Raw genomic sequence first — 18,742 nt, 5'->3', positions numbered from 1 at the left:
CATGCATCAGGTCATCCTGGGCAAGGTATCTATTCTGAGTCAGGAGGTGCTGCCAGAAACCTGGCGTTCACTGGCGCCCACTGGCGCAAACCGCGCAAAATGGATTGCGGGTCGCGTGTTGTTAGCCCACGCGCTCGCCCCTTTACCACTGCCGGAAATTATCTACGGCAAAAACGGCAAACCCGCCTTTCGGGACGAAATTCCCCTGTGGTTTAACCTGAGTCACAGTGGCGACGATATCGTACTGCTGTTCGGCAACGAGGGAGACGTTGGCTGCGATATCGAAATCCTGCGTCCTCGCAAGTACTGGCGGCAAACCGCTGAGTCAGTGTTTAGCGCGGGTGAACAGACATGGCTGGCGACAGAAAGGGAAGGCCAGCAACTTGCAATGTTCTGGCGTATATGGACGCGTAAAGAAGCAATGCTAAAACGTACCGGAGGGCACATCTGGCAGATAGCGGATTTCGACAGTACCTCGCCTCAACACGGCTTCGTCAACGATCTCACGCTGACAGACGGCCGCATGCTGGCTATTTGCACACCGACACCCTACCCGCTTTCCCCGGACACCATTACCTTTTTCCCTTCGCCCGCCCCAATCGTGGCATCACGCGGATATAAATAAGCTCAGAAGTCGACGCAACCCCTTCACTTTCTTTAATATTTATCAGCTCGGAAATCACGCTATCTTTAATGAAACCACCAATAAATTCAGAACCACCGGAACCAACACCTGTATAAATGGAGTCAGGAAGCTCTTTTCCTGTAACTGAATTTACAATACATCCCAAACATTCCACCGCCCCATGACCCGGCAACCACTCATCCAATAGAGCCGGCATCAGGACCATCGGTAAAGAATGTGCTCCCATAGCAATACCGACGTTTAACCAGACAGTTCTTCCCGGTGCAAGTATACCTGCTATGCCTGAACTGGTACTGTTTTTCCAGTCCCAGCCTTTGTTTTCATTGCCCGACTGGCACAGGTCAAACCACTGGTATGTTCCGTTAGTTATCTACACAATCACTTCACTACCAATCACCTTGCCGATGGAGCCAGCAGAACTAAAATACCCGACGTATACAATCATGACCCAATATTTATAACCATCAACAAACACTTTTGCGATATTAGCACCATCCGGTAATTCGTTTTTAGCAAGCTTATTCAGTCCTGTCTGCGTTTCCTCCTGAGACAAGCCATTAGCTGCCGCATATTGCAGTCGTGAATTAGAAATATTCACATAGTTATCCAGAGCTAAGGCAGGGAAACTTGCTGAGCACTTTATTCTCAGTAACACCTCGTTCCGACGTAGATTTATGTAACAAACCAGATTTTCACATTATTTACCGTTAATTACTGTCATTTTACCTGTTGGACTTCCGGTGTGACAACTTTTGCCCGGACGTGCCCTTTTCGCCTGGACACGCTACTACCCCAGCGAAGATCACCAGACACAGTAACAATTTCATCAGACGCATCAGTATTTTTTCTATACGCGCATAATAATCTACGTTTACTTTATGGGTAATGTTGTTTTTAGCCCTATTCAGGGAGTTAGTGTGATTATCCGGTCAGGCATTAACTCTGCTGTACTGCCAGGCTATTTTTTTACGGAAGGTATGAAGAACCTGCAGGATGCATCCACGGGCCTTTTCACCCAAATACACGATGATGAACGAGAAGTGAGGTACCACCAGTTTACTCTATTTGTCTGATCTCCCGGCCTTTACATCTGCCAGGGGATTATCTTTCAGTATGTGCTTTCATGAACCACCACGTCCATCGCGGCCTGTGAAACCGCTGACTCAGCGACAATTAACGAAGAAGGACTCTGTTGGCTGGCCGTTACCTCAGGTACAGACGGTGATTCATGGCTGAACACCACACCGTGGCCACTGACGGAACCAAGCCACCTGACCTGTTGCAGCGCCAGCACCGACTCCGGACTGCTGCTTATGAGCGTATAGTCATTCGCATCCATACCCGGCGGGAAGCTCACCCGCCACGCGTCCAGATCACAGGCCAGCAGTTCAGTCGCCACACGCTACGCCCCTGATCTCCCACCTCATCACGGTCATACGCAATAAGCACGTGTTTCACGCCGTGGTAACGCAACACCGTCAGATGAGCGGCGGTGATGGCATTGACATTCTTGAATAGGTTAGCCGTATGGATGGTGGTGTTCGGGAAGATTATGTGCGTCTGAAAATATTTGGAATTATGCTAAAAGGTGGCGAAATTGCATTCCCTATATACATAAATGTATATGTGATTTTTTATCGTTTGTAATCGTAGTTTTTTTTGAATTATCGTTATGACCAGTCAACGTCCTGTTCAGTTACAGAACGGGTGGCAAAAGGAACCACGACAGGTTCCTCTGGAGATGCCGTTGTAGCCGGGCTACAACCCAAAATATCGCATAAGTGAATTGAACGCTCATATTCACTCCTCGGCCTGCATTAGCAAATGGACTGGTTGCGTTGCATGATTTCCTCTTCGATCAATTTGGCTGCTGAATTCCGTACTTTGATAACCGTGCGGGATCGTATTTCTGCATCGTGCTCACCATGCGCTTGTTTAACCAGGTTCGCGAGATCAGTGTGGGCTGAGTTCAATGGATCAAACAGGGGCAAGCTGACATGTTTGAATATGTCTCCCATGTTGGTAGCGACGTTATGAGCCTCGATCATTTCCTTGACGATTTCCGAATGTAAAAGCCCACACAGGAAGTAAGCTGGCTCTGGTTCTTTAAAATCGGCGAAATAAAGCTTGTGGTCGGGGACGTACACGCGCGAGCCATATCCCGGTACCACACCTGAAGCCACAACTGCAGCGGCAAAATCGCCCGTCATCTCGGCCCAGACCACCTTATATGGGGAAAAGGTGTAGTCGCCAACATTGTATATTGAGAAGAAGGGCGCTCCTTTCATACGCGTCCTGAAGGTAGAACGCGACTCTAAAAAAAACTCGTAGGCTTTGAAAAAATTGAAGGTCTTAGGGTTTGTGTGCGTACTGTAGCTCACTGCCGCTATGTCGAGTGATGCCCGGTTGATTCCCTTATTGGGAACGAAGGTGTATAGGTTGTTCTCTGGCAGGAAGTAGCACGGATGCAGGTCGCCAGCACCTTTGGCGAGCGGATACAGGCTATCGGCTTCCACCCAGAAGTCGCGAGGTTTCCCGAGGTCGGTCTTACCCTCCTGTGGTCGGGTGCGAATCTTGACGGTCTTGTCTGCAGAGTTTGAATCGATCACTTCGACGAAATAGACGCCATTCAAGTCAGTGGTAATCCCTTTGCGACCATTGACCCAGGTTGAAGGCCCAAATAGTGACTTGTACGCCGCAAAATGGCCGGGCTTCATCACTGCCCAAGGTGCACCTTCCATCGTGTCCGATACCGGATTGGCTTCCATCTGGATCACATCTACCAGTCCAAGTACATCTGAACGATGCAAGCGAGGGTCGATGGCCTTCAAGCGCTGCGGTAGTCCTCCGCGTCCCTTCTTAGGATTACCAGCGCTGTCACTCTTCGGTTTTCCGAACCAAACGCGGTAATCAAGAGGGTATGCAGTCACGCCTTGAATCTTTTTGGTGAACATCGCGACGGCTGTCTTGTTCGCCGCATCCGGGAAGGGTTTCAGATCCTTCATATCATCGACTGACAGCGGTACGAGGCGATCCGTTACGTTAATACGGAAACGGCGGAAGCCCTGTGACGACGGCGACTGGAAGACGGTCTGAGTGATAATGAACACCAACCTTCCTCCTTCAACCAGCCACTTGTCAGCCGTCGTGTAGGTAATCATGGCTGAGATGTCCAGCTCATTGCCTCCATGGAATTTAGTGTCGGAGAAGATCGCGTACTTCTCGCACGTTGGCTTGGCACGGTTGCGATAGGCCTCTGGTAGATTCGACCAGCGAACCCACGGTGGATTGCCCACGATGGCATCGAACTGGCCAGCAGTAGCCGACCAGAAGAAATTGCGAACGATCCGGAACCAGATGCCATTCCAGTTCTGTCGGTGCAACGCGAGCACTTGGTCGTAAGTTTCTTTTAGATGCACCTGCCACTCATCAGACTGTGCTTTCGAGAGCACACCTGATTTGATCATCTCCTTAGCTACGGCAGGATATTCGGTATCGTTCTCGACCTCCATGCCCATGAGTTGAAACACCTGATCGAGCAAAACACGATCACGCACGAGTTCGGTGGGCAACACAACTTGCAGGTTGGCATGCTCACTACCGATGCTGTACTCGATCACTGTTTGGTCGCCATCAGGGGGAGGTGCAGGGGAATACACAGCATCCGCCAGCAACACCGGAATCTCAACATCTTTGCCTTTACACTGCTGCAACAGATCTGCAATGGCGATCAGGAAGTTAACGCGAGAAGACTGGACAGCCAGAGGGTTAAGGTCAAAACCCCAGATCGTTGTCGTGAGCATTTCTACAGTGCGGTCTGCATTCCAGCCAGCCGCAAGCGCAGCACGACGCTTCTGCTCGATGGCTTCAAGCAAAAACGAGCCTGAACCACAGGTCGGGTCTAACAGACGAGCAGCAAGCCACTTGGCGTCGTTATAGCCGAGCTTGGCCACAGCATGCTCCACCAGCCAGTCTGGTGTATAGAATTCTCCGAGGCTTTTGCGCAGTCCTTCCGGCACGAGGTCCTGGTAGAAATCACGCAATACATCACGCGAACGACCTGCCTTCTTGATTGTGTCAAAACGGTAAACCGACAGTTGTGCCAACAGGGTGCGGATCGCCAGACATAACGACGAGCGAACTGTCCTTTTACTTGCTGCGTCCAGATACCAACTAAAAATTGCTTCTTCGACAAAGCCATGCAAGCCCACTGCGTTGAAGAATCCACCGTGCTCCACATCGGCACGCAACGCAGCAATCAACGCCTCGTTGTTGTCGATAGCCAACAGCTCATGAATCAGCGAGGCACTGGATGCCATGCCATGTGCAGCCACAATCTCGGCCGCTATCAGCTTCATCAACAGCGAGTGAAAGGTGTGCGTAACGAAAAGCTTTGCAGGTAAATCAATGTACGCAGGACCATTGAAATCAAAGCCAAGTGAGCCGCTGATTTTCTTGCGTTGCTGAATGCTGAGGTCGGCGGCTTGACCGTACAAAGTCGCCCACTCCTCGAAAAGCATCTTTATCTTGCGATTGCCGGATTGACCGAGAGCGTCTTCCAGCGCATCCGACAACACCTGCATGAACTCTCGACCAGTGGTGGAAAGGTGGCCAAAGTCCTCAGCCAAATTTTCGGACGTGATGGCCCGTCGGAAGTTGGCTTTTAATGCATCGACGACCATCTGGAAGGTTATTATTGAGAATGGCATTAAGGGCTGGTGAATGATCTTGCCCTCCTGAACCTGTGCGAAACCAACATGGTCACCGTCGATGGCAATACCAATGTAGTCCTTCTCGTCCATGCCTTGCTCAGCCGCTAGCCGCTGGATGTACTTGAGTAAACGGCCCTCGGTAGCCTCTATGAACTTAGGGCTCGTCTCGTTGCCCTTGAACAGCCCAGGCCCTTTGAATTCAATGATGACATTGTTGTAACTGGAATCGCGCTTAGCTCGTTCCGCGTCGAGATCAATCTGCAAGGCCTCTTCCAGCCCTTTCATCCAGACATGGCGTACCTCTTCTTCATTCACCCATTGTTTGCAGCGGCGGTTGATAAGGTCATAACCTTTCTTTGTATTGGTATCCATTGTTGTCCTTCTGCCTGTTCAGGTTCTTCACGTCGGCACTGCTTGCGCAAGAGTGCGCCCATGCAGGGCGCACAAGAGTATAACGTGGCAACAACAACGATAATATGAGTTTATAGCGGGCAAACCGAACAACTTCCGTAACGTTAGGATTATTCTATGGTACGTTCCATTATGAGTTTGTTTTCAGTAAACTTAGCAAGTTTCCATTTTTAGACACGAGTATTAACTTGAGCACTGTTCCATGCACACAGGTTATCTAATTGATAATTATATAGAATTTTGGCCTTCTCTATCACTGTTAAAATCACGAAAGACAGAGATGACATTCCAGTTAACAAAATCATCTTCACTCTGTCTCTCAATTCTTCTTCTAAATGCACCTGATATTGTACTTCACTCAACGTTTATGCGAGAGGTGTGGCACGATGAAGAAATGTCCACCAATATTCTTTATCAAAACATATCTCATTTACGTAAAGGGCTCTCCACAATCGCGGGTTTTGAATGTGGCACAACTATGATAAGGACTATTTCGAGAAAGGGATTTTGTTTTACGTCCGAGTTCTGCCAAATTCAATTACTGGAAGATAAAACAGAGGAATCCAGTATATCGTCACCTCTAATGGAAAAGACAGATGAATGTATCGGTAGTCCGCCTCAGGACAACGGGCAATTAACAATTGCCGATACTCAAACAACATTACATGAACGATTTTTACAAAGCAAAATCGTTTCCTTTGTTCTTATTGTATCTGCAGTAATTATTATATATTTAGATCATTTGAACTCTAATGGTTATTACCAATCATTTTACGAAAACTATGAACCATTCATCAAAGAAGGGGATTGCAATATCTATATTAATAAAGATACGTTCGTCGCTAAAACAGAAGCCATCAAAAAAGGGATAGCCGCTATTAACTGTAAAATATATCCATATATATACACCACATCATGGCAGCACATTACATCAGTACGCATGGTTGCCTGCCCCAAACCGCTGGATAAAGAAAGTTCACCATTTTGTATCACTTATGTATACAGAGGGTAAACAGATACATGAAAAAATGGAATCTCGTATTAAGTTTACTGGTTGCATTATGTGTAATGTTCTTTGCGATCCGTTATAACGTCAACAATAGCACATCGACGTCTCCCTCAACTTGCACAGTACGTTATACATCAGTTAAAGGCAATATACAACTTCACACCATCGTTTATTTCTTTTTCAATAGTCACGCAAAGAAAGGAGAGATTATTCTTGATGGTGAAATATATAATCAAGACTTATTTATTTCAAATTTACACAGGAAGATATCATTTCAATATCATATGGACATGAATAATATAAGTCTTACTTCAGAACAGTATGAAAAAATGAATGAAGATGATACGGACGACGTGAATCTGAAAGACCATTTATCACCTTTTTACCTTGTTAATCACAAATCCACGAACATTTCAATTCAAAAACAGGGTCCTAACGCTTATATTTTTTATGAAGGTCCAATTCCACTTTTTTATTGTTTGACTAAATAGCTGTAAATAGTCGCTTACCACTATTCATGAACATGGATTAACACGATTGCGTTGCCGCCTGATAACTCAGCAGCGGCGATTACTTTTATACTATACGGCTGTAGTGACTGTTACATATTGCCATAATGACTTGCATCTTTTATTAGTCATAGTTCCGCAATGCTACTGGACAGTCTCTGTGAGTGGTGATACGTAACTGTACTCCTGAAAATCTTAATGTCGGGGCCTGGTGAGGCATATATCATCAATAAGCTTCCATACTGTATTTTAGTAGAACATGGGCTTTATTACAGCTGTTACATGTAATGCTCTTTAGTTAAAGCCATCTTATTAGATCACTGCCTGACAACCAACAACTCATCATTTTAAATTCTTTAAATTCTTTAAATTCTTTAAATTCTTTAAATTCTTTAAAATGGATTTAAATATTTGTTTTCTACGGGAGGTTTGATTTAATACTGCCGCAGGCCTTTTTTGTCAGCTTTATGCAACATTATCATTACTAAATACAAAAATGGTTTGTTTTATGTTAACACTCTAAGGATGAATATATGCGTAAGTTAAAATTTAACGCTTTAGTGGCATCAGCTTGTTTTGCACTGTGTTCTGTCTCTCATGCTGACTCCGGGCATGGAACAATTACCTTCAAAGGTACAATTATTGACGCACCTTGCTCCATTTCTTTTCAGGACGCTAATCAGACCGTACAGTTAGGCCAGATATCTCGCACAAGCCTGGTAAATACAGGGTCTTCTGTACCTCGCGACTTTACCATCACACTGGAACAGTGTGATGCAAGTGTTGTGGGTAAAAAAGCTCATGCTGCTTTTACGGGTGTCACTGCCGGTACTGATTTACTGGCTGTTAGCGCTTCTGCTGGTGATGTTGGTGTGAGACTGACCAGTGATTTGGGTACTAATATTGCAATTAACGGACCTGCCTGGCAGTCGGGGAATCTTGTTCAGGGCGATAACGTTTTACATTTTAAAGCAATGCTGAAAACAATTGCCCCGGCAGCACCAGCAACGGTTACTGTTAATGAAGGTGATTTTACCGGTCAGGCTAATTTCACTTTAAGCTACCTGTAATAATAACTCTGAACCTGCAATTAAATTTGCAGGTTCACATTAAATAAAACGGAAAATTAAGACCAATTCTAATGGATGTGGCTTTGTGCTAATATATTTAAATAAAACAAACCTGAAACCATTAAGTATAGTTACATCGCTGTCATTGTCGATGGCGCCGTTTTATGCAGCATCAGGTGGTGCTCAGTTTAATACAGAGTTTCTGGACATTAATGACCGAAGTAAAATTGATTTAAATCGTTTTTCTCAGGATGATTATGTGATGCCAGGAACGTATGACCTGGTTGTTCAGATTAATAAAAACGAACTATCTGAACACTCTGTCACCGTTTATGATTCCGATGATACTCCGGATGTCAGCCATGCGTGTATCACAGCAGAATTGATACAAAAAATTGGAATAAAAGAAGAATATCTGAAAAACCTGTCGTGGTGGCATAATAATGAATGTGCCAGCGAATCATCTTTGTCTGGTATGGATGTTAAAGTTGACCTCAGCACCTCGTCGTTGAATATTTCAATGCCAAAGACATATCTGGAATATGTGTCAGATAATTGGGAACCACCTTCAAGGTGGGATAACGGTATTGCTGGTATTTTACTCGACTATAATATTTCGCTGCAGGCCAGACAGCAGACAGGAATGCCGGACGCCTACTTGTTTCGCGGAAACGGAACAACGGGAGGTAATATTGGTGCATGGCGCATACGTGCAGACTGGCAAAGTCATATGGATAACCAGAATAAAGGTCAGAGTATCGACAGACGACTGGAATGGAGTCGTTTCTATGCTTATCGTGCACTTCCATCGCTTAAAGCCCGACTGATCGCTGGCGAAGATTATCTGAATTCAGGGTTATTTGATGGTTTTCGTTTTACCGGTACCAGCCTCGCTTCTGATGATAACATGCTACCTCCAGGATTAAGAGGTTATGCGCCGGAAGTCACCGGGGTTGCCCGTACGAATGCGCGCGTGATTATCAGCCAACAGGGACGTGTTTTATATGAAACTCAGGTGCCCTCTGGTCCTTTCCGAATCCAGGATCTTAATGATTCGGTTTCTGGTGAACTGGACGTACGTGTTGAAGAACAGGATGGCTCTGTACAGCAATTCAAGGTCAGTACTGCATCGATTCCCTATTTAACCAGACCTGGTGACTGGCGTTACAAAGTTGCTCTTGGACGCCCCTCTGACTTCAGACACAAATTTAATGGCCCTCACTTTATCACCGGAGAATTGTCCCGGGGGATATCGAATGGCTGGTCCCTGTATGGGGGGGCTTTAGTTGCGCCATCTTATGGTGCCTTATCGTTTGGTGTGGGGCGGGATTTATTATTATTCGGTGCTATTTCTTTTGATGTAACGCAGTCACGAGCAAAATTAAAAAATGAGAGTAGCCATTCTTCAGATGGCAGGTCATATCGGGTGAGTTACTCGAAGACATTCGATGAAATTGACAGTCAGGTGACATTTGCCGGGTATCGATTTTCAGATAAAAATTATCTTTCTATGTCGAACTGGCTGGAGGCCCGTAACGGCGGTATTTCTGCTGGCCGTAGTAAAGAGATGTATACCCTTACGCTTAACAAACGGTTCAGGGATTCTGGTCTTAGTCTTTGGTTTGGCTATGACCACCAGACATTCTGGGATCGCCCCTCAACGAATCGCTATACAGCAACACTATCCGGGGATTTTGATCTCTGGGACTGGAAACGTCTTAACCTGTCTCTGTCAGCCTATCGCAGCCGGTATTATGGAAGTAATGATGATGGTGTATATCTGTCTATGAGTATTCCGTTGGGCGAACGTTCTCGCATGAGCTACAACAGCACATTCAGCAAAGATACTGCAGATCATCGCGTTGGGTATTACGACAGGGTGAACGACACTGACAGTATGCAAATGAGCCTTGACAGCTATCGGGACAGAATTGGTGCTAATGTTTTCTATAATCACAGAGGTGACCTTGCTGACACCAGTATCAATGCAGCTTATCAGGCCGGACGTTTCGCATCCACTACAGTGTCTTTTACCGGAGGGGCAACTTTAACCAAAGAGGGCGGAGCCTTTCATCGGGGCGGAATAACGGGAGGAACCCGGTTACTTGTTGATACCAGCGGTGTACCTGATGTCCCGGTGAAAGGATACGGTAGCATTATACGTTCAAATCGCTTTGGCAAAGCCGTCTTAGTGGATGTCAACAGTTACTTCCGTTCCAGAGCTATTGTCGCAGTGGACGAACTGGATGAGCGGACAGAAGCAACAAAAGCCGTTGTACACAGCACACTGACTGATGGTGCGATTGGTTATCGGAAATTTGACGTTATTTCCGGGTTAAAAGCTATGGCAATGATCCGTCTTGCTGATGGCAGCGTACCTCCATTTGGCTCTACCGTTATGAACGCCCGAAAACAGGAAACCGGGGTTGTAGGCGATGAAGGTAATGTTTTCCTTGTCGGAATCAATGAAGGTGAATCCATGTCTGTACGCTGGGATGGTGTTGTTAAGTGCATAATAACACTACCGACGCCATTACCAACTGACGTATTGACAAGAATTCTTCTTCTTCCATGTATTCAATCAGAGAGTATGGAAAACAAATGACTTTAAATATTAATTTATATCTGGTTCTGAATATGCAGAATATGCTCATAAACAAAATACATTTATTTTTTCAACAATTATGCGCAATATTGAAACTCCACAAAAATGTTGCAGTGGTTGTATTTCTTTCGTTTGCAATAATTCCTGCCGGGTATGCAGCTATTGCACCGGACAGAACCCGCATTATCTATAATGGTTCGCAAAAGTCTGTTAGTATTGCTGTTCATAACAGAAATACACAACTGGCATATCTTGCTCAGGGATGGATTGAAGATGAGAGTGGTAATAAGGTAAAGGATTATTTTGCCGTTCTCCCCCCGGTACAGAAGATTGGACCTGGTAAAGAGTCCCAAATGAGAATACAGGCATTGCCTTCTGTTTCTGCGCTTCCGCAGGACCGCGAATCTGTTTTTTGGTTTAATTTGCGTGAAATTCCACCGAAGTCGGATAAACCTAATTCATTACAGATTGCCCTTCAGTCACGCCTGAAGCTCTTTTACAGGCCTACGGCAATCACTTTGAAGGATGGAGAAAAACCCTGGCAGGAAAAAATAACATTACACAAAGAAGGTGATAGATTCATCGTACAAAACCCTACTCCATATTATGTAACAATTGCTGATGCCGATAATAATAAAGGAGGAAGCGGTATCAAAGGATTTGAGCCGGTGATGATTGCCCCGATGGGGAGGGCGATGCTGAAGGTTTCCTCCAGTGCTTTGGGGAACCATCCTGTGTTGACATATGTAAATGATTATGGCGGGCGACCACAACTGGAGTTTGTTTGCAACGGCACCGTATGCGATGTGAAGAAGAGATAATGCCTCACGCATAACAGGAGCAATAACAGTCCATGGACTTATGCGGAGGATATCATGAGATTTAATAATTTACTTTTTCTGTTCGTTATTCTGTTCCCTGCTCTGTGTGTATGCGGTGCGTCTTATGGTGTTGGTTTCCGAGGAACCGAAGAAATAAGTGTTCCTGTGACGGTGGCCGTAAGAGCGTTATGTGAAATCGACGCATCAAGTAATAATGTTGAGGTGTTGTTTGACGGAGTCGCATCTGGTCATTATCAGCAGTCTTTTACTATCACGCTTAAGGGAACGGGGTGTCCTGCCTCACCTGAAGTGTCTTTCACTTCAGCAAATAATGTTGACGCTCAGAGTCGCCTTCTTGCGCTGTCAATGGAATCTGCGACGCTGAATCAACCTGTCGGTGTTATTCAGGTTATGAGCGAAGACGGAAGGTCTTTCAGGTGGAACGACGTGCCGGTAAGTATCCCACTTGTAGCAAACACGATCAAACTGGTTGCCGGGTTATCGTTATATTCCGGCGCACCTGCTGGGCGTTTCCAGGCCACAGGTATCTTTACAATTAACTATATATAACTGTCTAAACGGAAAATGATGGCTATGGCTGGTACAAATATTTTTCGAAAAAGCTCTTTGTATGTAATTAAATTATTCATTGCGTACACGTTCGCCATATTTTTATCTCAAACAGCGATGGCGGCAAAAAAAAGTAAGGAAATGAGTGTAGTGGTTGGGAATGTCTCTGCAGAATCTGAACCAGAAGAGAGTCTGGAAGTGGATAATTCTGGTTATGAACATGAACTGAAAGCGTGTCAGCAGGAGCTGGCGCTACTTGAAAGTTCTGTTCCTGACAAGTATCAGTCTTTCAAAACTAAATATGACAGACTAATGAGTGATATTTCTGGTTACGCTTCGATTCGTTCCGGTATCCGACCTCAGTTACAGCGTAGTATGGATTCACTCTGGCAGTTTCGTACTTATAGATTGTGTGCGGAAATTAACCTGACATTGCTTCAGGGACTTTCAGAAGATGCTGCGGGGGATGGCAAGTGACTGGCTGTACATTCAAAATAAACAACTTTCTCCTGTTCGTCGTATTGCTCTTAAGTGCTGGTACCGTAGTACCTGATAGTTCGGCCGCACAAATAGAAGAGCTTTTACGTTTTGCTGAAAAAAATCAGACACCAAAATCAGTTGAGACTGAAAGGGTTGAAACTCAGGAATCGACTGGTGATATGAGTACGAACGAAGAACCTGTATATCAAAATACAGCAACCAAAACATCCGGAATAACTGAGTCAGTTAAGTTCACTGAGTTAACAGGAACAGTGAATAACATTGTTCCTCAGTTATGGCCGTGGTTAGATAAAACAGGAAGTCTTTTGTCTCATAATGTCCATAGAGGAATGATTCAGGGCACGGGCAATACAGAGACTGTAAGTGTTAATCTGGAATCGCCGGTCGCAAGACAGTCATGGGCCAGTGGCTATGTGCTTGGTCGTGACCTTAAGTCTATGGTCGACGAACGCCGGGACTGGAAAGTGGCTGTTGAGACAAGACAGTTTCTTTCGGGAATTGAAGATGCTTTTTTTAACCACTCCCGTCTGTCAGAAGAAGAGTTTTCTGAAACACTTAATGAACTGGATTCCATTGTTTCAGCAGCGCGTACAAAAGTTCTTAAAGAGCAAAAAGTACTGGGAGAGTTATTCCGCTCTGAATTTAAAAAGAAAAAAGGGGTTAAGACATCATCAGGTGGTTTTTTATACAAAGTAGACTCTCCCGGTGATAATGATATTAAAGCTGACTCGGAAATTGAGTTGACAGTTAAGGAAACGTTGATCGATGGAACTGTCGTCAGTGACATGGAACGTGATGGCATCCTGATTTCAAAGAAACGCTCTGAATTACCACCTGTGATTCAGGAGGCTGTTGGGTATTTACGTAATCATGGTTCTTTAACGATGGTTGTTCCGCCAGAGTTAGCATATGGCGATAATGGTTTTTCTCCTCTGGTACCCCCTGGTGCTACAATGGTTTATTTTCTCAGTATTAAAGATGTTCGTACCTTGGTAAAAAAGAAAGTGAATTAATGTTATTAATTAATAAATGTCAGCGATAGGCTATGTTAAAGTTACTTTTCTTTGAGGGGATATCAGCATGAAAACATTCAGGTGTATGGTGTATACTTTTTTTGTATTCCTCGCCCCTTCCTGTTGCCAAGCGTATCAGTTATTTTTTACAGGTAGCCAATACGAGGTTCAATTAAATGACAGTGATTTTTCTTACTCGTCAGGGAACTGGTTTCGAAAAAAAACGAATTATTCGGCCTATGTGAAAATAGTTCAAAATAAAGGCAGTGTTGGTCTTATTCCTACTGATTTCACCATGAATGGTAATTGCGGATCTGCATTTACCACAGGGGTTGTATCGAAATCAATTAATTTTAACTCGGGTGAAAATACCACTTACGGTGCTATTTTCAAAAACGTCCTTGGGGCAAAGGGAAATGTACTATTTTTTGAACCGGCAAGTCCATGGATTGGTTCTGCCGGACAGCGTTGCTTAAGCTCTTACCGGGATATTTATTTGTGTCTGACAATAGCAGAGGCAGTGGGGTCCGGGGCTTCCAGTATTGCCATGAACGAAACATGTCAGGTCACGCATATTCCCCCTGCGAATATGGACTGCTATGCATCACTTAACGGGGGTGGTATTGATATTACGACAGACGAAGGTGTCGCATGGAACCAGAGAACGGATATCAGCGTTACCTGTAATGCAGAAGCATCCGCTCAGATTGAATTAAGGAACAACGTCGGTGACAAGGTACGTTTAACTGATATCGTTAAAGGAACAGATACCTTTGGCGAGGTCTGGGTTATCGGCGAACGCCTCACACAAAACCACAAAGCGATCGCAAGATTGAATAACGGTACAACGAATCTTGCAGTACGTATCCGTAATGATAATGGCACACCTGACAGTGGAGTTTACTCCGGGGCAATAGTACTGGCTTTAACTTATATATAAGTCGGAAACCAGAGACGGGAGTAACATGAACATGCGACTAGGTAGATTTGTAAGCATCCCGCATAATCTGCCAGCCTCACGAGTGGTCCGTGTGCTCGACAGGATCGAGGGAAACCGCGACTACCCGCTGAAGATGCGGATGGACAACGGACCAGAATTGGTCTCACTGGCGTTGGCGCAGTGGGCTGAAGAGCATAGCAACTGTCTTTCGAGCGCGACTAGGAAGCATGCTGGTGATACATCGGATCCCTGCTTCATTCTTTTTCAGCATTGCGTTCAGGATGGTCAGCAATTTTCTGATGCAGGCCGTAAGTGCAACTTTTTTGGGCTTTCCTGCGGCAACCAGGCGTGTATAGAACTCTTTAATTACTGGGTTGTGCCTTATCCCGACCAGGGCCTGACATATAGAGAGCGGTTCGGACGGAGGCTCGTCCTCCGAATACCGTTCGGCGACCGCGCATCGTGCCGGAATCCCTGTTTATTGGAGCAACCCCAATAAGCGCACTAATTTCACGTCGTGATAACGTTCCAAGTTCCGGAACCTCAGCCAGCAGCACGGCAACAGTCGCTGCACCAATACCTTTAACGGCGCTCAATAATGCAGATAATTCACTGAAATTTTTCGAGATATAGGCTGACATTTCAGCTTCTACACGAGCCATTTCACTTTTCAATACCGAAATTATAAATCTGATATTTTCATAATTCTGAGGATGCGATGGATGCAACCTGTTCCGCTCAGCTGTAAGCATGATCGTTAATTGTCGGCGTCTGACCACCATTGCTGCCAGCAACTGCCTGTGAACATCAGGTAAGGGACGAATATATTTTTCCCGCTCAGGATGCTGGTTAATAACTTTTGCCATTTGTAGCAGGACTCTGGCATCTATTTGGTCGGTCTTAGCCAGATATCCCATTGCACGGGCAAAATCTCGCGCCTGTCGGGGATTGATAACAACCACATCGAAACCTTCAGACTGAAGATAACCAGCCACACCAGACTCAAGTCCCCCACTGGCTTCCATCAGGATCAGTTGAGTTTCATTTCGCTTTAACTCTTTGAGTATCTGATTAAAACCGCCATCTTCATTTGGCACAGTGAATTGCTGGGCAATACTGCTGATTGCAATATCCAGAGTGCTTTTCGAAACATCAATGCCTGCACAACGTTGATTTGACACGCTCATCTATACCCCTCCTTGCAAACACGATTTGAAGTTCAGACAACTGTTCGGGCTTCAGATGAACGACTCAGCCTGTGCGTCAGTCGCTATGCTGCGGGCTTGAATAACCCCAGGAGGAATCGGACTACACGGGCTTTGCCAAATCTAAGCCAGAACATAGTAATCCACTTTCAAGATACAAGGGGATACGGGAGTTTATTAAACAGTTCAACCGAACGTACCGGATAGAAATACTCAATTTTTATCTGTTCAGAACGCTGAATGAAGTGCGGGAAATCACAGAGAAACGGTTATCAGAATATAACTGTGAACGCCAGCATGAATCGCTGAACAATATGACCCCTGAGGATTACCGCCAACAATATTATCTGGCCGGGTTCTCAAAAAAGAATGGAGCTAAAGCGGGTCTATTTACAATCACAGTGATCATAAGCATTATGATACTGGGTCTGTTTTTTTAGTTTCAGTCCATATCTGAGAATCTTTTTGTTTACCTGAACCAGCATTTACCTCTACACCATGATCTGGTTTCCATACTCCACTTGATGATTGCGATGTAGGATTTGAAGGCAACTTTGTTGGTATACCATCACTCGCTTCTTTTATGAGCTTATTCGCCCCATCAAGATAGCCAGCTTTTAACAGTAATTTGGCTTCTTTTAGTGGTTTCGTGAATACTTTAGCAAAAGGCAATGTACCCGCAGCAGCTAACGTGTAATCAATCCAATCATCTGCTTTAGCAAAATCGTAATATCAATATGAGTTCCCGTAATCAATAATAATCCCAGCAATGCTGGGATTATTATTGGGCGGTGCGGTTTTAAATTATATAATAACGCTCACACTTACATTGGGTTTGCAACATATTTAAAAGTCATACTTTTTCTTGATGGATATTACATCCTCTTTATAATCAGATGAATTTGCAAGCCCTAGCCCTTGGGTTATCTTAACTGAAACCAAGTATATATTTTCAATTTTATTGTCTTTTAATTCAACATAAACTCGCTCAGCCCCCCCTGACTCAGTACCTTTTATCATGTTAAAAATTGGGATGAAGGAAGTTGCATCTCTTGTTATTTCCGTGTTACTATAAACCAATAAAATATTCCCGGCATCTGAAAATGATATAGTTCTAGGTTCTCCAAGAAGACCTAATGCCTTTGACTTGCTATCGTTTTTGTTTAACTCATTAAAAGCAGTTAAACGCAATTCCTCTGGTCTTTTTTCAAATTTATTCTTCTCTCTGAAGTTATTTGTTGCAATATCATGATTGATAATCATACCATTTTTATCATAAGCCACAAAGAGAACACGGTGTGCATAAGTACCAGCCCAGTCATTCAGGTGGCCCTTATATGAAGAAATGCTGTAAGTACCGTTGGGAAATGTTTTTTTGACTACACTTCTGGTATTCTGCTTATTATCACCAAACAAAGCGTTAACTTCATTTATAGAAGTTTTATTGTTTTCAATTTTCGAATTTATTTGCTGATCAGTTAAGCTTTTATCTGCAAGCATTTCATTTCCTTTAGCCCAATTCCAATTCACATTTGGTTTAGAGCAGCCAGATAAAGCTAAAGTAAAAATCAGTGACAATATTATTTTTCTCATTGAAGCATCCTTTGTTAAATTAAAAAATTGAATCAATAAAGTGACGATGTAGTATCGATTTATTGATTCAATGGTTCATAATTGAGCTATACGTATTCAATATTCCACCACCACCTTTCAGTGGTTCTCCATCCATTCCTGTCAAGTATTTTGGCTGTACTATTAAATAATGGATTAATGTTAATAATTTCAGTTGGTCGCAGCCCAAGCCGCTTTTCTTCTTCCTCTCTGAGCGAGTTATTACCCACAACAACTATCTCTGATGCAGAGAGCAGGGGTAAAGTCGATTTTTCCCTGTTTTTTCCGTCAGTTACATCCGTTTTTGCCTGCTGCACTTCCGGCGCGACAACTTTTTGCCCCGACGCGCCTTTTTCGTCTAAACACGCTACCGCCCCGATGAAGATCGGAGGGCTCGATCAACCAGTTCCCTGCACCGGGTTCACTCTGGCTGAGCCATTAGGACTGACTCACTCAGCACTCCACAGCCTGACACAGTTGACCGCCAGTCCCTACAAGCCGGAAAAACGTCAGCACAATCAGCACCAGATCGTCAATGCGAGGTCCCCGGAACTTTACTCATCTAACGATTCCATTTAATATCAAAATCAGTTAGTTGATTGTCAAGATACTCTTTTTTTCAAACCAATAATCAAAACATTCAATATTACCATGCTGCAAAATCAGGTAATACCCTCCTGTTTCACCAGCAGTATCATCAACAATTTGGATCTTCCAGCCTGCATACTCACCGCTATGCACAATACCTTCATTTAAAATCATGAGCACACCCCAATTTTTATAAGGGACGTGATTATTAGAGATGTACTGTAGGCTTTTCATTTATTAACTTCTAAAACTCGCAAAAGATCTTCTATTGTTTTATTTTGCTGTTCTAACTCATCTGGGCCTAATAATATGTTAATTAATTGAGCCTCTAAGGCGCTATCATACACATCTACCCCCATCCAACCTGTAGACCACAAGTCAACTGTTCCGAATTTATCCCCTTTTTCAAACTCAATTCGCTCTAAGTCGCCAAAATCACCATTACTAAAAGAGCGATATTGAAGCTCGCACCCTGTTAAATAGGGGGCAATTTCGGCTTTAAAAATATCTATATTCATTATTAACGCTCCT

16 protein-coding genes and 4 pseudogenes are annotated in these 18,742 nt (G+C 44.4%); 11 read left to right on the top strand and 9 right to left on the bottom strand.

Annotated elements, in window-relative coordinates; all coding sequences use genetic code 11:
• The first annotated feature begins 1 nt into the window (after position 1).
• Entirely contained in the window at positions 2–625 is a 624-nt protein-coding gene (gene acpT / locus GTGU_RS21250) for a 4'-phosphopantetheinyl transferase AcpT (protein WP_051857410.1), read from the top strand.
• Here acpT and GTGU_RS26175 read toward each other — a convergent pair.
• The 4 genes from GTGU_RS26175 to GTGU_RS21235 form a co-directional block, all read right to left on the bottom strand.
• Positions 573–872, bottom strand: a complete 300-nt coding sequence (locus GTGU_RS26175; protein WP_169741191.1) for a hypothetical protein — start codon at positions 870–872, stop codon at positions 573–575. The genes acpT and GTGU_RS26175 overlap by 53 nt on opposite strands.
• Before the next feature lie 144 nt (positions 873–1,016).
• The gene (locus GTGU_RS26730) at positions 1,017–1,244 is read right to left on the bottom strand and encodes a hypothetical protein (protein WP_051857409.1); all 228 of its coding nucleotides are present in this window, start codon (positions 1,242–1,244) and stop codon (positions 1,017–1,019) included.
• Positions 1,245–1,754: 510 nt separating this feature from the next.
• Positions 1,755–2,045 (bottom strand): hypothetical protein, encoded by a 291-nt coding sequence (locus tag GTGU_RS26925; RefSeq protein WP_038162059.1) that lies wholly within the window; start codon positions 2,043–2,045, stop codon positions 1,755–1,757.
• A 418-nt stretch (positions 2,046–2,463) separates the two neighbouring features.
• Positions 2,464–5,730, bottom strand: coding sequence for an Eco57I restriction-modification methylase domain-containing protein (locus GTGU_RS21235; protein ID WP_038162056.1), 3,267 nt, complete (start codon positions 5,728–5,730; stop codon positions 2,464–2,466).
• Positions 5,731–5,971: 241 nt separating this feature from the next.
• Between GTGU_RS21235 and GTGU_RS25100 the strand changes: the two genes are divergently transcribed.
• From GTGU_RS25100 to GTGU_RS25880, 9 genes and pseudogenes are all read left to right on the top strand, one after another.
• The gene (locus tag GTGU_RS25100; protein ID WP_084222832.1) at positions 5,972–6,781 is read left to right on the top strand and encodes a winged helix-turn-helix domain-containing protein; all 810 of its coding nucleotides are present in this window, start codon (positions 5,972–5,974) and stop codon (positions 6,779–6,781) included.
• A 1,039-nt stretch (positions 6,782–7,820) separates the two neighbouring features.
• Positions 7,821–8,357 (top strand): fimbrial protein, encoded by a 537-nt coding sequence (locus GTGU_RS25090; protein WP_072012037.1) that lies wholly within the window; start codon positions 7,821–7,823, stop codon positions 8,355–8,357.
• 85 nt (positions 8,358–8,442) lie between these two features.
• Complete coding sequence (locus tag GTGU_RS21220; protein WP_051857408.1) at positions 8,443–10,962, top strand: outer membrane usher protein; 2,520 nt, start codon at positions 8,443–8,445, stop codon at positions 10,960–10,962.
• Positions 10,959–11,783, top strand: a complete 825-nt coding sequence (locus GTGU_RS21215) for a fimbria/pilus periplasmic chaperone (protein ID WP_245609631.1) — start codon at positions 10,959–10,961, stop codon at positions 11,781–11,783. Before GTGU_RS21220 ends, GTGU_RS21215 begins: the two co-directional genes overlap by 4 nt.
• A 54-nt stretch (positions 11,784–11,837) precedes the next feature.
• Positions 11,838–12,353, top strand: a complete 516-nt coding sequence (locus GTGU_RS21210; protein WP_038162048.1) for a fimbrial protein — start codon at positions 11,838–11,840, stop codon at positions 12,351–12,353.
• A 24-nt stretch (positions 12,354–12,377) separates the two neighbouring features.
• Entirely contained in the window at positions 12,378–12,830 is a 453-nt protein-coding gene (locus GTGU_RS24055) for a hypothetical protein (protein ID WP_156964224.1), read from the top strand.
• The gene (locus GTGU_RS21200; RefSeq protein WP_084222829.1) at positions 12,827–13,867 is read left to right on the top strand and encodes an FKBP-type peptidyl-prolyl cis-trans isomerase N-terminal domain-containing protein; all 1,041 of its coding nucleotides are present in this window, start codon (positions 12,827–12,829) and stop codon (positions 13,865–13,867) included. Before GTGU_RS24055 ends, GTGU_RS21200 begins: the two co-directional genes overlap by 4 nt.
• 67 nt (positions 13,868–13,934) lie before the next feature.
• Positions 13,935–14,807 carry a hypothetical protein gene (locus tag GTGU_RS21195; protein ID WP_038162045.1) on the top strand — a complete coding sequence of 291 codons (873 nt, stop codon included), beginning with the start codon at positions 13,935–13,937 and terminating at the stop codon, positions 14,805–14,807.
• A gap of 61 nt (positions 14,808–14,868) precedes the next feature.
• Positions 14,869–15,003, top strand: a pseudogene (locus GTGU_RS25880) (IS3 family transposase); the annotation flags it as partial.
• 22 nt (positions 15,004–15,025) lie between these two features.
• Here GTGU_RS25880 and GTGU_RS21190 read toward each other — a convergent pair.
• Positions 15,026–15,994, bottom strand: a pseudogene (locus GTGU_RS21190) (IS110 family RNA-guided transposase).
• A 191-nt stretch (positions 15,995–16,185) separates the two neighbouring features.
• Here GTGU_RS21190 and GTGU_RS25085 point away from each other — a divergent pair.
• A pseudogene (locus tag GTGU_RS25085) lies at positions 16,186–16,377 on the top strand (integrase core domain-containing protein); the annotation flags it as partial.
• 49 nt (positions 16,378–16,426) lie between these two features.
• On the opposite strand, the gene GTGU_RS25875 reads toward GTGU_RS25085, so the two are convergent.
• The 4 genes and pseudogenes from GTGU_RS25875 to GTGU_RS21175 all read right to left on the bottom strand — a co-directional run bounded on the left by GTGU_RS25875 (position 16,427) and on the right by GTGU_RS21175 (position 18,729).
• Positions 16,427–16,684, bottom strand: coding sequence for a hypothetical protein (locus GTGU_RS25875; RefSeq protein WP_156964223.1), 258 nt, complete (start codon positions 16,682–16,684; stop codon positions 16,427–16,429).
• Between the two features lie 174 nt (positions 16,685–16,858).
• Positions 16,859–17,605, bottom strand: coding sequence for a membrane lipoprotein lipid attachment site-containing protein (locus GTGU_RS21185; RefSeq protein WP_038162043.1), 747 nt, complete (start codon positions 17,603–17,605; stop codon positions 16,859–16,861).
• A 580-nt stretch (positions 17,606–18,185) separates the two neighbouring features.
• Positions 18,186–18,385, bottom strand: a pseudogene (locus tag GTGU_RS21180) (hypothetical protein).
• Between the two features lie 56 nt (positions 18,386–18,441).
• Positions 18,442–18,729 (bottom strand): hypothetical protein, encoded by a 288-nt coding sequence (locus tag GTGU_RS21175; RefSeq protein WP_038162041.1) that lies wholly within the window; start codon positions 18,727–18,729, stop codon positions 18,442–18,444.
• Positions 18,730–18,742: the final 13 nt, after the last annotated feature.

The organism is Trabulsiella guamensis ATCC 49490, assembly GCF_000734965.1.
GTDB lineage: Bacteria > Pseudomonadota > Gammaproteobacteria > Enterobacterales > Enterobacteriaceae > Trabulsiella > Trabulsiella guamensis.
Note: the sequence above shows the minus strand (reverse complement) of the source record. Positions and strands in the feature narration are given on the sequence as shown.

Bases quoted from the DNA above. Each gene is read 5' to 3' on its own strand.
- acpT (WP_051857410.1), top strand. From the start codon at position 2: ATGCATCAGGTCATCCTGGGCAAGGTATCTATTCTGAGTCAGGAGGTG.
- GTGU_RS26175 (WP_169741191.1), bottom strand. From the start codon at position 872: ATGGGAGCACATTCTTTACCGATGGTCCTGATGCCGGCTCTATTGGAT.
- GTGU_RS21235 (WP_038162056.1), bottom strand. From the start codon at position 5,730: ATGGATACCAATACAAAGAAAGGTTATGACCTTATCAACCGCCGCTGC.
- GTGU_RS25100 (WP_084222832.1), top strand. From the start codon at position 5,972: ATGCACACAGGTTATCTAATTGATAATTATATAGAATTTTGGCCTTCT.
- GTGU_RS25090 (WP_072012037.1), top strand. From the start codon at position 7,821: ATGCGTAAGTTAAAATTTAACGCTTTAGTGGCATCAGCTTGTTTTGCA.
- GTGU_RS21215 (WP_245609631.1), top strand. From the start codon at position 10,959: ATGACTTTAAATATTAATTTATATCTGGTTCTGAATATGCAGAATATG.
- GTGU_RS21210 (WP_038162048.1), top strand. From the start codon at position 11,838: ATGAGATTTAATAATTTACTTTTTCTGTTCGTTATTCTGTTCCCTGCT.
- GTGU_RS24055 (WP_156964224.1), top strand. From the start codon at position 12,378: ATGGCTGGTACAAATATTTTTCGAAAAAGCTCTTTGTATGTAATTAAA.
- GTGU_RS21195 (WP_038162045.1), top strand. From the start codon at position 13,935: ATGAAAACATTCAGGTGTATGGTGTATACTTTTTTTGTATTCCTCGCC.
- GTGU_RS21185 (WP_038162043.1), bottom strand. From the start codon at position 17,605: ATGAGAAAAATAATATTGTCACTGATTTTTACTTTAGCTTTATCTGGC.
- GTGU_RS21175 (WP_038162041.1), bottom strand. From the start codon at position 18,729: ATGAATATAGATATTTTTAAAGCCGAAATTGCCCCCTATTTAACAGGG.